This is a genomic window from Mediterraneibacter massiliensis (assembly GCF_001487105.1).
Classification (GTDB): Bacteria; Bacillota; Clostridia; order Lachnospirales; family Lachnospiraceae; genus Mediterraneibacter; species Mediterraneibacter massiliensis.
This window is the reverse complement of sequence record NZ_LN913001.1, coordinates 1,366,369-1,381,613: the sequence shown is the minus strand read 5'-3', so window position 1 is coordinate 1,381,613 and position 15,245 is coordinate 1,366,369. Positions and strand designations below refer to the sequence as shown.

Here is a 15,245-nt window from a genome sequence, read left to right as displayed (position 1 = left end):
TCGGGGGTTTGACAGTTGAATAAAGAAAAAAACCTTACAATGCCTATAAAAAGGCACTTTTTTTGTCAAATTTTTTAAATTTATTAGTGCTTGTTTGTGCTAGTTGTGATATAATAAAAAGAAAAGAGGTTTTTTATGTACGTAAATATCACAGGTAGTGCAAACAACAAAGATGTATATATTTATCAGTCCTTCCGCAAAGAGAATGGAAAAACTTCCTCCCATATCTATAAAAAATTGGGAAAGATGAACGATCTCCTCGCACAATTCGACAATGATAAGGATAAGATGATGGCGTGGGCCAGAAACGAGGCAAAGAAAGAAACCGAACTTTATAATCTGAAAAATGGAAAAGTATCAGTGGACTTTTCACAAGGAGCTCGCATCCTAAAAAATGAACAGCGCCTTTTTAATACCGGATATCTCTTTCTCCAGTCTCTGGTTACAGAGCTCCGGCTGGATAAGATCTGTCGGTCGATCAAAAGTCGTCACAAGTATCAGTATGACCTGCTCGCTGTTTTTACGGATCTGATCTATGCACGCATTCTCCATCCTTCCAGTAAACGTGAAAGCTATGAGTACTGCAAAACTCTGCTGGAACCACCAAAGTATCATTTGCAGGATGTTTACCGCGCCCTTTCTGTTATTGCAGAAGAATCCGATTTTATACAAAGTGAGTTATACCGGAATTCCAACTTTGTCCATCCCCGGAACAAAAAAATCCTGTACTATGACTGCACAAACTTCTATTTCGAGATCGAGCAGGAAGATGAACTACGCAAATACGGCAAAAGCAAAGAACACCGACCAAATCCGATTGTCACCATGGGATTATTTATGGATGCGGATGGAATTCCTCTGTCTTTCGATATTTTTCCCGGAAACCAGAATGAGCAGACCACTTTAAAACCGTTAGAGCAAAAGATCATCCGGGATTTCAACTGCAGCGAATTTATTTTCTGTTCAGACAGTGGATTGGGTTCTCACAACAACCGCCGCTTCAACAGTTTCAACCACAGGGCTTATGTAATCACACATTCCCTGAAAAAAATGAAGGCGGAAGAGCGAAAAGAAGCGATGAATCCCACACAGTTCCGCAAGATAGGAGCACAGAAGTTCATCGACCTTCGTACACTGGATGAAACAGATGAAGAAATCTATAACTCCGTTTACTATAAGGAATATCCCCTTATAACAGGAGATATGGATGAGACACTGATTGTTACCTATTCTCCGAAATATGCTGCTTACCAGAGAAAGCTCCGGGAATGTCAGATTGAACGGGCACAAAAGATCTTGGATTCACCAGGAAAAAAGAGAAAAGGAACAAACCAAAATGACCCTATGCGGTTTGTAAAACGTACGACTGTTACCAAAGATGGAGAGATTGCTGAAAAAACAGTGTATGGACTTGATCAGGAACAGATAGAAAAAGAAGCAATGTATGATGGGTTCTACGCAGTAGTGACGAATCTGGAAGGAGACGTGGGTGATATCATCCGGATTAATCAGCAGCGTTGGGAAATAGAGGAAAACTTCCGGATCATGAAAGATGAACTCGGCTCCCGTCCCGCATTTGTCCGCCGAGAAGATCGGATCAAAGCCCATTTCATGACTTGCTATATCAGCCTGATTATTTATCGGCTCTTAGAGAAAAAGATTGGGAACAGATTCACTTGTGACCAGATCATCCAAACTCTGCGGGCCATGAATATGACCTTTTTAAGTGCTGCCAGTAGTTATATTCCTTCGTATACTCGCACGGAACTTACAGATGCTCTGCATCAGAGTTTTGGATTCCGTACGGATTACGAGATCATTACGAAAGCCTCTATGCGAACAATCATTAAAAATACAAAAATTTTAAAAAGACCTGAAATATAGCACATATCGATGCAAGACAAGAAACGGCTACACCTCCCATATTTACTGGGTTTGTAGCCGTTTTTTTCTCTTCTAACTGTCAAAGACGGGAATATAGTTTTTTCAGCAAATAATCAATAGATTTTTTTGTATTTTCTTGCATTTTCACACACTTTTTATTCTCTTTTGCCTATTCTCCATCTGCTGCCTCCGGCACAAAACGGACCGCTGTATTGGACGTATCATAATTTTCCAGATGGAGTGTCCCCGCCTGCTCTGGATATTGCTCCGCCAGTTTTGCAAGAATAGGGGAAATCTGGGCAATCTTGTCTTCATACTCTTTTTCGCCCAGCTGGACAATCACAATCCCAAATGTAAGCTGTATCTCCCCGTCAGGACAAGAGATACTGTCCGGATCAAGTTTGTATTTTTCTAAATATTTAGAAACTTCTACAATTTTCTGAAAAATCTTTTTATCCGCTGCAGGAAGCGACTTCCCTATTTTTACTTTCGATACGTCCACTTCCATACCCTGTATATGCGGAACTCCTTCTATCACCCTTTTTGTGCGCAGACAGGCAATCCCTTCTTTATCAAAATACAGATACGCCTGATCGTAATCGATATATCCGATCATCGCCTTTTCCTTCACCCGTACCTGTATAGACCAGGGAGAACGAAAAGAAATTTTCAATTCCTCTATACCTGACGGCAGAGAGGCATCGGTAAAATTATATTTCAAAAAAAGATACAAAGAATTTGCAGACAGTTTATCTTGTGAGATCCATGTAATGACGGAATTTTCTCCATAATAAGAATTCCCTGTCACCTGGATCTTCTTTGTCCTGAAACCAACCACCGCAATCACACTAAGCAGGAATAAAACCAGAAAAATACTTAAAATCAGCCGGCTTGTTTTTCTTTTGCGTCGTTTTCTTTTCATCCAAATTCCTCCTTTATGTATATGCGGTTATTCTACCAGATTAGATACACTTAAGACAAGCCCCATTTCTAGAAGAAGAAACACGACTGAAGTTCCTCCATAACTGATAAACGGCAGTGTGATCCCTGTATTAGGAATACTGTTTGTCACGACTGCAATATTTAAGATTACTTGGATCATCATATGTGCCATCGCCCCTGACGCGATCATCGCACCCAACAAATCTTTCGCTCTAGTTGCTATGACAAAAAAACGCCAGATCAGAAGCAGGAACAGCAAAATAATAATGCTCGCTCCCACCATCCCCAATTCCTCACAGATGATCGAAAAGATCATATCATTCTGTGCTTCCGGGAGAAAACCTAATTTCTGCACACTCTGCCCAAGCCCTCTTCCGAACAAGCCTCCGCTTCCGATCGCATAAAGCCCCTGAAGTGTCTGGTATCCTTTCTCATATTGTTCAGGATTGCGCCAGATCGCAAGACGCTCCAACCGGTAACTTTCCAATGCCAAAAATACTGCCAGAAATACAACAGCTGCCACACCCATCCAGATAAACTGTGCATATTTCGGACTCGCCACAAAAACTAAAACAACCGCGATCCCCAAAATGATGATCGCCGTGCTTAAATTACTGGCTCCTACCAGTCCCACGATCGGAAGTACCGGAAGCATGACTTTTACTAATGTCCCAAATGTGTCCATCTTTTTTATATTCTTTGTTATCAGACATGATAAAAATAAGATCACTGCCACTTTTGCAAATTCAGAAGGCTGAAAAGAAAGCGGGCCCAAAGACAGCCATCTTTTGGACCCGTTGTACTCATCTCCTACCAATATAACAGCAACGGAAAGAGCGATCGCCGACAAATATCCCAGACCAGCCAGGGGAATCCACTTATGATAATCAATCCTGGCAATACTAAACATACCTGCAATTCCAAGTAATGTAGCAAACCCCTGCTTTTTCAAATAATAAAAAGAATCTTGAAACTTTGTCTCGCCGTTGTATGCACTGGTACTGTAAAGCAAGATCAAACCAATGCCCGCCAGCAAGAGCACTACAACCAGCAGTGTGTCATCATACCGCCTCTTTTTTGCCGGACGCTCCAATAAAATTCACTCCTTATAACTGATTTACAAGTTCTTTGAATTTATCTCCGCGTTCCTCATAATTCTTAAACATTCCCCAGCTGGCACAGGCAGGGGACAGCAGTACTGCATCGCCGGGAACAGCCAGATCCCTGCACAGACAAAAAGCTTCCTCAAATGTGTCTGCCAGTATAACATCCGTAAACCCAAGTTCTCCGGCTGTTTTTGCGATCTTTTCCTTAGTTGCGCCAATCAGGACTAATTTTTTCACCTTCCCGTCAAACGCCTGGATCCATTCTTCATAGGAAGACTCCTTATCATAACCACCGCCGATAAGCAGCGTTGGTCTTTTCATCGCCCGGATCCCTTTGATAGCCGCATCAGGATTCGTTCCCTTGGAGTCATTATAGTAGGCTACGCCTCCTTTTTCCGCAACAAACTCGATCCTGTGCTCTACTCCTTTGAATTTCTTTACTGACTTTTGTACACTTTCCAATGGGATCCCATAAGAAAGAGCCATAGCTGCCGCCGCCATTACATTTTCATAATTGTGGACTCCCAGAAGCTGCAGTTCATCCACATGGCAAAGCCTCTTTTTCTCTCCCAGATTTACAATGATCTGCCCCTCGTCTAAATATATGCCTCTTTTCAGTTTACGCTGGCTGCTGAAATATAGAACCTCAGCCTTTATACTTTCTCCGAATTTTCTCGTTGTCTCATCCTCAAAATTGAGTACACATACATCTTCTTCCGTCTGGTTCTTCGCGATATTTTCCTTTGCCGCGATGTAAGCCTCCATCGTGTGATGGCGATTCAAATGATCCGGAGTGATATTTAAAACAGCGCTCACCTTTGGCCGAAATGTATGTATCGTCTCCAGCTGAAAACTGCTCATCTCCGCTACGATCACAGAATCTTTTTTCGTCTTAAATACGATATCCGTATACGGATTCCCAATATTTCCTACAACAAACGTATTTCTGCCGGCATTTCGCATGATCTCGCCAAGCAGCGCTGTTGTCGTTGTCTTTCCATTTGTTCCTGTGATCGCAAGCACATCTCCTCTTCCAAAGACATACGCAAGTTCTATCTCACCCCATATAGGAATTTTCCTGTCTCTTATCCGATCTATGACCGGCAGATCAGTCGGTACACCGGGACTGATCACCATAAGATCCAGCTGCTCCAACACCTCTGGCATCAGCTCTCCTAACAAGACTTCTGCCTTTGCCATACATCCTTCTGAAAGTTTTCTTAAGATCTTCTCTTTTTCAAGCTTTGTATTGCCGTCATACAGGATCACTTCCGCTCCCAACTGCAAGAGAAGTCTGCCTGCAGCTATTCCGCTGATACCGGAACCAAACACAAGTACTTTTTTCCCTTTTATATCCATCTCTATACCCCCATCAGCGCGATCAGGCAGAGGATCGCCGTGACAATAGAAAATACTGCCACAACTCTTGTCTCTGACCATCCGCACAGTTCAAAATGATGATGAATCGGCGCCATTTTAAAGAAACGCTTTCCGCCTGTTTTCTTAAAATATGTTACTTGTATCATAACAGAAGCCACTTCCACCAGATAAATCAGTCCTACAATCATAATGTACAGCGGCATCTGCATCATGTACGCGGTTCCTGCCACAAATCCTCCCAGCGCCAGCGAACCCGTATCTCCCATGAATACCCGTGCCGGATATACATTAAAGAGAAGAAAACCAAGCAGCGCGCCCACGACTGCGCAGGTGATCGGTTCCACTCCGCTCTTTGTCCCTATGGCGACCACAGTAAAAAAAGTTGCTACCAAGACAGTCACACTGGATGCAAGACCATCTAATCCGTCTGTAAAATTTGTTCCGTTGACAGTGCCTATCACCGCCACAAACAAAAGCGGGATCGCCGCCCAGCCAATATCCAGATATTTTCCATCTGAAAAAGGGAGCAAAAGTGTCAGCGGTATATGGGCAATCTTTACGATATAATAAGCAAAGATCGCCGTCACCACGATCTGCAGCGCCATCTTTTGTTTGGGATAAAGTCCGTCTGACCGTTTCATCACGACTTTTAAGTAATCATCCAGAAAACCGATGATCCCAAATCCTACTGTCAGAAATAAAATCGGAATAATCTCACGGTACTCTTTCACATAAAACAGTGAAGTGATAACGACGCCCGCAAGGATGATGATCCCTCCCATCGTGGGCGTTCCTGCTTTTTTCAGATGGGACTGCACACCTTCCTCTCGCTCTGTCTGTCCCATTTTTAACTTTCTAAGGAAAGGAATTACTACAGGTCCCAATAACAGACTGACCGTAAAGGAAATCAGTACTGGAATGATTACATCATGACTCATAAATACACCTCTTTATCTCTTTTGTCTTTACAGGTTTACGCTCAAAATACCTCATACAGTATACAGCATAACCTATTCTTTTTCAATCCCCATATACGGCAGTACATTATCAAAAATATCTCGAAGAACCGGCGCCGCGATCGTTCCTCCATAATAAATCCCCTGGGGATCGTGTATCACGACCATCCCCAGCACTTGTGGATCTTCCGCGGGCGCGAAACCTATAAAAGAAGATATATATTTATTCGCACTTCTCGGCAGAGTCTGGGAAGTCGCCGTTTTCCCCCCGATAGAATATCCCTCGATATATGCGTTCTTTCCTGAGCCTTCCGCCACTACGGACTGCAAAAGCATCTGCATTGTTTCAGAAGTTTTCTTTGATACGATCCCCTGTTCTGTCTCATAAGAAAAACGTTCCTTTTCATTTCCGTCCTGGTCCAGCACTGCCATTCCCAGATGCGGCGTCACCCGCGTACCGCCATTTATCAGAGAACTGACCGTTGCAGCCATCTGGATCGGGGTGATCTGGAAAGACTGCCCAAAAGACATTGTGGCAAGTTCCACAGTACCGATATCCTCTTTTTTATGCATAATGGTTCCCGCCTCTCCCGGGAGATCTACATTGGTCAGATCCAGAAGTCCAAATTGCTCAAAATAGTCATAAAATTTTTCTGCACCAAGTCTAAGTCCTATATCTATAAATACCGGATTACAAGAGTTCTGTATACCTTCTACAAACGTTTCACTCCCATGTCCCCCCACCTTGTGGCAGCGGATCTTTCTGTCTTCTACGATTCGATATCCCGGACAGGAAAAAGAATCCTCCAAAGACACAACCCCTTCCTCCAGACACGCCGACGCAGTGATAATCTTAAATGTCGAACCAGGCTCATATGTGTCATTGATACATCCATTTCTCCACATCTGATTCAGCGCATCCTGCAATTCTTCATCCGACAATGTCTTTTCATCCACACCTGTATTCAATGTATACGGATCATTCAAATTAAATTCCGGTACATTTACCATTGAGAGAATCTCTCCATTCTGTGGATTCATCAACAAAATTGATACGCGGTCTGCCTGCTTTTCTTCCATCACCTTAAGAGCCGCCTGTTCGCAGTATGACTGTATATTATAGTCCAGGCTGATCTGAAGTGTATCCCCCTGCACTGGTTCGATCCTATCCTCGGCAACTCCTTCCAGTTCGATTCCTCTTGCATCCGTCATGGTCAGGATCGTCCCATTTGTCCCCTTTAAATATTCCTCATATTTTACTTCCAGCCCAATGATTCCCTGATTGTCGCCTCCGGTAAATCCAAGCACTGTAGACCCCAATTCATTATACGGATAATATCGTTTATAATCCTCATCCACTTTCACGCCTGCCAGATTATAATTTCGTATCCTATCCCCAATCTCTTTTTCCACGTTTGTCTTAATTTTTTCCATGGAAGATACTTTTTCCACTTTTTCGCGCACCGTCTCTTCATCTAGGTTGAGTTCCTGTGCCAGCGTCTGCGTCACTAGATCTTCATCCTCTATCTGATTGTGTATCACAGAGATCGTACAGACTGTCTTATTTGTCGCTAAGACGATCCCGTTTCTGTCCAGTATCTCTCCTCTTGCCGCCTTGATCTCCCGCTCTCTTTCGTGCAGCGCTTTGGCCATTTCCTGATAATATTCTGCGTCAAATATCATCAGATATACCAATCTTGCGATCAATCCAAATAAAATACTGCATGCACAGAGAAAAACAATCAGGATTTTCTTTTTATTATATGTTTTGTTCTTCATAAAATAAATAACCTTACAAAAGAATCTTTCTAAAACATATTAATTCTTCTGCAAGGTTATTCATTTTCTTATGCGGCAGACAAATTATTCCGGTGGATCTGCCGCTGCCCAGTCATCTAGATCCGGCGTGTAGTTTTCATCTACATAAGCCCCGTCTTCATTGTCGTATGTCTCTTCATAATTTGCATCATAATCTGTATATTCGGAGGCAGCTTCTTCACTTTCTCCGGATGTATCCGCAGTACTCGTTTCCGCTGACTCTCCCTCGATCGTTGTAATATTCAGATAGGGAAATGCCTGGGACATGATATTTTGTGCCAGTTCCAATACAAGTGCACTGTTGTCCTGATTATCTACATTCGGTTCATCGATCACAACATATACAAGCACTTCTGGATTCTGCGCCGGCGCAAAGCCGACATAGGAAAGCAGATATTTCCCCGTATCTCTCGGCAATTTTTCCGCAGTTCCCGTTTTTGCGCCGATATCATATCCTTCCACATTTGCCGGTTTTCCCGTACCATATTCCATCGTCGCCTTCATATATTGCTTTAACTGTGCCGATGTATCCGCAGAAATCGTTTTGCGCAGCAAGACCGGATCTTTTGTCTCTATTACTTTGCCATTTTCATCCTGTATCTGTTTCACTACATGCGGTTCATAATAATAGCCCCCATTGACCAGAGAAGAAAATCCTGCCGCAAGCTGTGTCATCGTTACATTAAATGTCTGTCCGAAAGAATTCGTCGCCAGATCCGTGATCTGCATCGTATCCGCTGTATATAAAAGAGGCGCCGTAGATGCTTCTCCTGGAAGATCGATTCCCGTGTACTCACCAAAGCCAAATACTCTCTGATATTTTGTAAAATTTTCTATTCCGATAGAATCTGCTATATGCATCAGAGCCACATTACAGGAATATGCGATCGCATCCTGCACAGACACAGTTCCATGTCCCGTCTTTAAGTGGCAGCTGATATCATAATCTCCGACATGAAGATATCCTCCGCATACATAGCTCTCATCACCGGTGATCGCCCCTGTTTCCAGACCTGTAGCCACCGTAAACGGTTTTATAGTGGAGCCGGGTTCAAATGTATCACTGACGCAGAAATTTCTCCACAATATATTCATCGCCTCGGTCTGTTCTTCTTCCGTCATCTGCTCCCATGCTTCTGCAGAATATAAAGAAGAAAGATCTCTTGGTTTATTGAGATCAAAATTCGGATAAGAGGCTTCCGCCAGGATTTCTCCTGTATTTGGATTCATGATGATGACCGCCGTATTTTTACTGCCTGTCTCCCCGTCTCCCGCATATTGCTCATTAAATTCCTGTATGCACTGCTCTACGATACTTTGCAGAGCAACATCAATGGTGGATACAACTGTATTTCCATTCTGCGGCGCCTTTACGGTTCCCTCTACAGAGGACTTGCCCGCAAAATATCCATATTCTCTGCCGTCAGTACCCTTGAGCACTTCATTATAGGCGCTCTCGATACCGATCGCCCCTTCATTTCCCGCGACGGTAAAGCCAATCACATCACTTGCCAATGTATTATATGGATACATGCGTTCATAATCATCCTCCAGCCATACTCCTTCTACATTCGGATACTTTTCTGTATCTTTCTCAATATCCTGAAACTTTTTTGCCGTCTCATATTCTATACCTTTTGCCAGTATCTCATATCGGCTGTCCGGACTTTCCTTGATCACTTCATCAACTGTATCCCCTTCGATTCCAAAGCAGTCTTTTAACACGGTTTTCGTCGGTTCCAGATATTCTTTTTTTGAAGTAAGTACCGCCACGTCCAGGATCACATTATACACACGCTCACTGGTAGCCATCTTCGTACCGTTCCTGTCGACGATATCCCCTCTCTTATATGGGATCACCCGGCTGTCATACCCCTGCTGGTCGAGAACGATCTTCGTGTATCCGCTCCCCTTAGATGCATTGATGTATGTAATTCTTCCTATAAGAACAACAAAAGCCAGTATGATTGCCATAAACAACAGTACCAGCTTTTTTTGCATTCTTGTAGGAAATTTTTTTGTCAGAAATTCAAATCTGTTTTTACGTTTCGTTTTTCTAGCCATCTGCAAAATCCTTATTCTTTTACGTTCTTAGACTGTGCAAGCACTCCATCTTTGGGAATGTCACTGTACTGCTTCACGTAATCACTTGTCGGGCTGTCATATTCGATCACCGTTCCCTGTGCCGCATAAACCATCCCAAGTTCATTCATTGCTTTACTGCGCACTTCTTCTAAATTAACAGAATCTGTAGCTGCATTATAAGCTGTATCGTTCGCCTCTGTCAAGTCTGCAAGTTCCTGCTGCAATGCCGTGATATTCTCTGAACGGCTCACTATGTCTGACTGCAGCTGCAAATACAGCATACATACAAAGACTGCGCAAAATGCCGCTGCCACAAGAAATCCCACATACGCAGGGCTCATATTTAACGCTCTGTTTCTGTTTCTTTTTACCTGCCGGCTCGTCTTTCTTGTGCTTCCGCTGTGCTCTCTTGTTTCTTTCTTTGGCAGAACTTCCGCCTGGCGCACGGTATTTCCATAGACATAGAATGCCCTCTGATTTCCGCCGGCATATCCATGATGTCTATAACTATTTGGTCTTCTTCTTACTGCCGCCATACGCGTCTGCCCCTTTCTTACTCTTTTCTGCCGGGCTCTCCCCTTCCCGACAGATTATATCTTAGATACTCCCAATACTTACGACCGCTCAAAAATACGAAGCTTTGCGCTTTTAGAACGGCTATTGCTCTCCATCTCTTCCACAGTCGGAAGGATAGGTTTTCTGGTCACCACTTTTCCCTTTGATACTTTCCCACAGACACAAACCGGAAAATGGCTCGGACAGGTACATGGATTTTCATTTTTTCTAAATGCACTCTTTACGATCCTGTCCTCCAATGAATGAAATGTGATGATGCATATCCTTCCCCTTGGATTTAGCATATCAATCATTTCGTCCAATGAATCTTTTAAAACATCCAGTTCCCGGTTCAGTTCGATCCGGATTGCCTGGAATGTCCGCTTTGACGGATGGCCTCCTGTCTTTTGGATCTTCATCGGGATTGCCCTTCTGATCACTTCATTCAGCTGCCCCGTCGTTTCGATCGGATGTTTTTTACGCTCCTGAACAATATGTTTCGCAATGTTTTTTGCAAACTTGTCCTCCCCATAGTCACGTATCACCCGATACAACTCCATCTCACTGTAGTTGTTGACAATGTCTCTCGCCGTCCTTGCCTGCCTCTGGTCCATCCGCATATCAAGCGGTGCGTCCACACGATAAGAAAAACCCCTGTCAGCCGTGTCCAGCTGATAAGATGAGACTCCCAGATCCAATACAATTCCGTCTACCCTGTCAACTCCCAGTTCCCTAAGCCTTGACTTCAAATCACAATAATTACTTCTTACGATCGTGACTTTCTCCCCAAAGTCAGACAGCCGGGCTTTTGCCGCCTCGATTGCTGCGGCATCCTGGTCTATACCTATAAAACTCCCCTTGCTACTCAAACGCCTGCACACTTCAAAGGCATGTCCGCCTCCGCCCAGTGTCGCGTCTACATACGTTCCGTCTGGCTTTACCGCCAGCCCTTCTACTGTTTCTTCAAGTAATACTGATGTGTGCTTGAATGCCATATTTTTCTCCCACCTTGTTTACTGCTTCCGATCAAATGCGGATTCCGATCGCTTCCATACGTTCTGCGATCGCATCCAAATCTTCTTCACTGACTTGGCTTCTTTCTTCCCAAAGTGCTCTGTCCCAGATCTCCACGCGGTCCTGAACTCCCACTAAGACTACGTCTTTTTCCAGGTGTGCAGCTTTTCTTAAAGATGGTGGTACCAGCACTCTCCCCTGCTTATCAAAACTGCCCTCTGAGGCACTTCCGAAAAAGTAGCGCTTAAAGATTCTGGCATCTTTATTCATACGTGGCAAGGTTTCCAATTCAGCAACAAATTTGTTCCATTCTTCCTGTGAGTAGACAAAGAGACAGCCTTCCAAGCCATTACATATCACGAAACTCTCCCCCAGATCGTCCCGCAATTTGGCTGGGATGATCAATCGGCCTTTTTCATCAATGCTATGATTAAACTCCCCTAATAACATCTGGAACCCTTTCTCTTAAAGTGAGCCTCCACATTGCTCCCCACTTTGTACCACTGTCTACCACTTCTCACCACTTGACTCCATTGTAAACCACGCTCCTCCCTTTTTCAACCCCTTTTTGTGATTTTTTTGTTTCTTCCCTCGAAAAAAAGCAATAAAAAAATATCCTAAAAATTTTTTTATTTTCTCTTTATACAAGATATGGGATGCATGAAATTTCATGCATCCCATATCTTGTATATTCCTTAATCACATTTGATTCTTAGAATATTTTTCTCATTTTCTATTCAGCTGTACTTTCTGTCTCTGCAAGCCCGCTCAAATATGTATTGAGCGCATCGTAATTGATCTGTGCCACTGTTCTCTCTTTATTAGAATCATATATGTCATAAGCAGAATAACCTATCCATGCTACCAGAGCAAGCGCCGCCAAAGAAAGAACTGTCTTGCGCACGACCCTCATCATTCTCTGCTTCTTCATGATCTTTTTTCTGTTTGCCTTCTCCTGCTTATAACGCTCTACCTTCTCCTGGCTCATTTCTTGTTTACTCCTTCGTCGCTAGATTCTTTAGTTAGTTTACCACACTTCCCCACTGTTTGACAAGTAAGAGGGCATTCTGCAGTTCTATTATATTGCAGCCAGACTCCACTTCTGATCACAGGACAACGATCACACCTCCGTCATTGGCGTACATCGTACTGATCCCCGCTGTATCCACAATAAAACTGGATCTTACTTCTATCTTTTCCAAAAGCATATTTTTTACTTCTTCCGCTCTGCTTGGACAATTGCAGTGGGCGATCCCCAATATCTTATTTTTCGAGTCTGCACATTCTTTTGCAATCTGTTCTGCCATTTTTGCCAAGGCGCGCTTTATTCCTCTCGCCTGTCCTAATTGGCAGATCGTCCCCTCTGGTGTAGCGCCCATGACTGGTTTGATATTTAAGGCGCTTGCCACGATCGCCTTGATCCCTGTCAGCCGTCCATTTTTGCGCAGTGTTTCTAAATTTTCCAAAACAAAATACGTATGCTGACCTGCAATGTAGTTCTCCACTGTTCTGACGACTTCTTCAAACTCCATGCCCTGTTCTTCACATTCTCGGATCTTCATAGCGATCAAAGTCTCTCCAACGGAAGCCGACCTAGAATTAAACACATGGATCTGTTTCTCCTCATTTCCTTCCATATAAAGTCTTTTTCCTAATTCTGCACTATTATAAGAACCGCTTAATTCAGACGAGAGAGTCACCACATACACTCTCTTCGTTTCTCCTTCATACCCTGCCATATATCTCTCAGGAGAAGGGCAGGATGACTTAGGACATTCCGGACTTTGCGCCACTTTTCTCAAAAAATCGGCCTGATCAAACGTCTCGTCATCTATAATATGTGCATCCCCCACCTGCATACTCAACGAGGCTGTTTCATAAATCCCGCTCATTTTCATCTCATCTGTAAGTTCACCGCAGCTGTCTACTATAATTTTATATTCCATCTTTAACCCTCCCGCACCGTGTTGCGCGTAGTATATTTCTATTATATGTAGTTTCGATTACTACATAATTCCATATCAATATAACACACTTTTTATACAATGAAAAGAGCTTTTTTAATCTTCTAGTTTAATTCTCCTGGATATTCCAAGAGCAATCCCCATCTCTGACATCAAGAACAATATAGATGTTCCCCCATAACTTATAAACGGCAGCGTGATGCCTGTTGTAGGAATCAGATTCGTGACGACCGCGATATTTAAGATCACCTGAAGCGCAATATGTACAAATATCCCGCTGGCGATCAGAGCGCCATATAAATCTGGAGCATTTCGTGCAATAAACATCAGACGATACAGCAGAAACGCAAATAAAAGAAGAATGACGATCGCGCCTAATACCCCCAGTTCCTCACAGATCACTGTCAGTATCATATCATTCTGTGCCTCCGGAATGACACCGAGCTTCTGCGTACTGTTACCCAGCCCTTTGCCGAAGAAGCCGCCCGAACCGATCGCATATAATCCCTGCATAACCTGAAAACCGCCTGTATCTGTATGATTCTCCGGATCCAGCCAAGTCAGGACACGGCGCAGACGGAAATTCTCACTGTTCACCAACGTCACAGACATCACCATGACCGCAACAGAAACGATCGCCGCAAAAACCGCTGCAAATGCTATAAATGGCTTTGTCCTGGGATGTGCGATAAAAATCAAAATACAGGAAATCGCCATTACAATAATCGCCGTACTTAGATTATCCGTCAAAAACATGACCCCACCTGCAGCCACCGCTCCAAAAGCAAAGACACGCAGCATTCCCGCGCCGGTACGGATCCTCTTTCCAAGCCTGCACAGTTCATATGAGATAAACAAGATCACTGCTATTTTTGTGATCTCCGAAGGCTGCAGCGTCATATTCCCCGGAAGCTGTATCCAACGTCTCGCACCATAAATCGTCACGCCAAGCGGCGTCTGCACCAACGCCATCAACACCATGGCAAATATATAGATTTCAAAAGAAAAAGCTCCATAAAAATGGTAGTCGATCCTGGACACAAACAACATCCACACAAAACTGACTACACCGATAAATGCCTGTTTGGAAAAATAATACATATCATTTCCAAAATCAGCCTGTGCACTGTATGCACTGGTGCTGTAAAGCATCACCAGGCCAAAACACATAAGAAATACGATTGCCAAAAGGAGATCATAATCAAAATACTGCACCGCATTGGTATCTTTAATTTTTCTCCTAAATACGGTTCCCGCCAGACTACTCTGTTTCTTTTTGACTCTTTTTTCTCGATGTACCTCCGGCTTTGGGACTGAAACTTCCCGCATGCGTCTGGATACCGTCTGTCTGCCGACACTTCCCAAAGACTGTTTATATGAAGATACATGGCGCATCGGCTGTGTATCTGTGGATACGCGGCGCACCGACTGTGTATAGGAAACAGCGCGCAAAGGCTGTGTATCCCCCAGTGTCTTCTTTTCCCGCTTATCTTTACTCTGTCCCCGCCGTTTTACTGGCTGTACAGTTCTGCTTCTCATAG

13 protein-coding genes are annotated in these 15,245 nt (G+C 43.6%); 1 reads left to right on the top strand and 12 read right to left on the bottom strand.

Annotated features, from left to right (window positions below):
* Window positions 1-135: 135 nt before the first annotated feature.
* Window positions 136-1,884, top strand: coding sequence for an IS1634 family transposase (locus BN3282_RS10835; RefSeq protein ID WP_059066375.1), 1,749 nt, complete (start codon window positions 136-138; stop codon window positions 1,882-1,884).
* 169 nt (window positions 1,885-2,053) lie between these two features.
* Here the strand turns inward: BN3282_RS10835 and BN3282_RS10830 are convergent, their stop codons facing one another.
* The 12 genes from BN3282_RS10830 to BN3282_RS10775 form a co-directional block, all read right to left on the bottom strand.
* Complete coding sequence (locus tag BN3282_RS10830) at window positions 2,054-2,806, bottom strand: cell division protein FtsQ/DivIB (RefSeq protein WP_059069094.1); 753 nt, start codon at window positions 2,804-2,806, stop codon at window positions 2,054-2,056.
* A gap of 27 nt (window positions 2,807-2,833) precedes the next feature.
* A complete protein-coding gene (locus tag BN3282_RS10825) occupies window positions 2,834-3,919 on the bottom strand; it encodes an FtsW/RodA/SpoVE family cell cycle protein (protein ID WP_059069092.1) in 1,086 nt (361 codons plus the stop codon).
* A gap of 13 nt (window positions 3,920-3,932) precedes the next feature.
* A complete protein-coding gene (gene murD / locus BN3282_RS10820) occupies window positions 3,933-5,291 on the bottom strand; it encodes a UDP-N-acetylmuramoyl-L-alanine--D-glutamate ligase (protein WP_059069090.1) in 1,359 nt (452 codons plus the stop codon).
* A 2-nt stretch (window positions 5,292-5,293) separates the two neighbouring features.
* Window positions 5,294-6,250: a phospho-N-acetylmuramoyl-pentapeptide-transferase gene (mraY, locus tag BN3282_RS10815; protein ID WP_059069088.1), complete on the bottom strand. Its 957-nt coding sequence runs from the start codon at window positions 6,248-6,250 to the stop codon at window positions 5,294-5,296.
* Window positions 6,251-6,322: 72 nt separating this feature from the next.
* Complete coding sequence (locus tag BN3282_RS10810; RefSeq protein ID WP_059069086.1) at window positions 6,323-8,047, bottom strand: peptidoglycan D,D-transpeptidase FtsI family protein; 1,725 nt, start codon at window positions 8,045-8,047, stop codon at window positions 6,323-6,325.
* An 84-nt stretch (window positions 8,048-8,131) separates the two neighbouring features.
* Entirely contained in the window at window positions 8,132-10,150 is a 2,019-nt protein-coding gene (locus BN3282_RS10805; RefSeq protein WP_059070408.1) for a peptidoglycan D,D-transpeptidase FtsI family protein, read from the bottom strand.
* 11 nt (window positions 10,151-10,161) lie between these two features.
* A complete protein-coding gene (locus BN3282_RS10800; RefSeq protein ID WP_059069084.1) occupies window positions 10,162-10,707 on the bottom strand; it encodes a hypothetical protein in 546 nt (181 codons plus the stop codon).
* Between the two features lie 78 nt (window positions 10,708-10,785).
* Window positions 10,786-11,721: a 16S rRNA (cytosine(1402)-N(4))-methyltransferase RsmH gene (rsmH, locus tag BN3282_RS10795; protein ID WP_059069081.1), complete on the bottom strand. Its 936-nt coding sequence runs from the start codon at window positions 11,719-11,721 to the stop codon at window positions 10,786-10,788.
* A gap of 31 nt (window positions 11,722-11,752) precedes the next feature.
* On the bottom strand, window positions 11,753-12,190 hold the full coding sequence (gene mraZ, locus BN3282_RS10790) for a division/cell wall cluster transcriptional repressor MraZ (RefSeq protein WP_059069080.1): 438 nt from the start codon (window positions 12,188-12,190) through the stop codon (window positions 11,753-11,755).
* A gap of 283 nt (window positions 12,191-12,473) precedes the next feature.
* Window positions 12,474-12,728, bottom strand: coding sequence for a hypothetical protein (locus BN3282_RS10785; protein WP_059069078.1), 255 nt, complete (start codon window positions 12,726-12,728; stop codon window positions 12,474-12,476).
* A 118-nt stretch (window positions 12,729-12,846) separates the two neighbouring features.
* Complete coding sequence (locus BN3282_RS10780) at window positions 12,847-13,686, bottom strand: DegV family protein (protein ID WP_059069076.1); 840 nt, start codon at window positions 13,684-13,686, stop codon at window positions 12,847-12,849.
* Between the two features lie 114 nt (window positions 13,687-13,800).
* Window positions 13,801-15,243, bottom strand: a complete 1,443-nt coding sequence (locus tag BN3282_RS10775) for an FtsW/RodA/SpoVE family cell cycle protein (RefSeq protein ID WP_082667532.1) — start codon at window positions 15,241-15,243, stop codon at window positions 13,801-13,803.
* Between the last annotated feature and the right edge of the window lie 2 nt (window positions 15,244-15,245).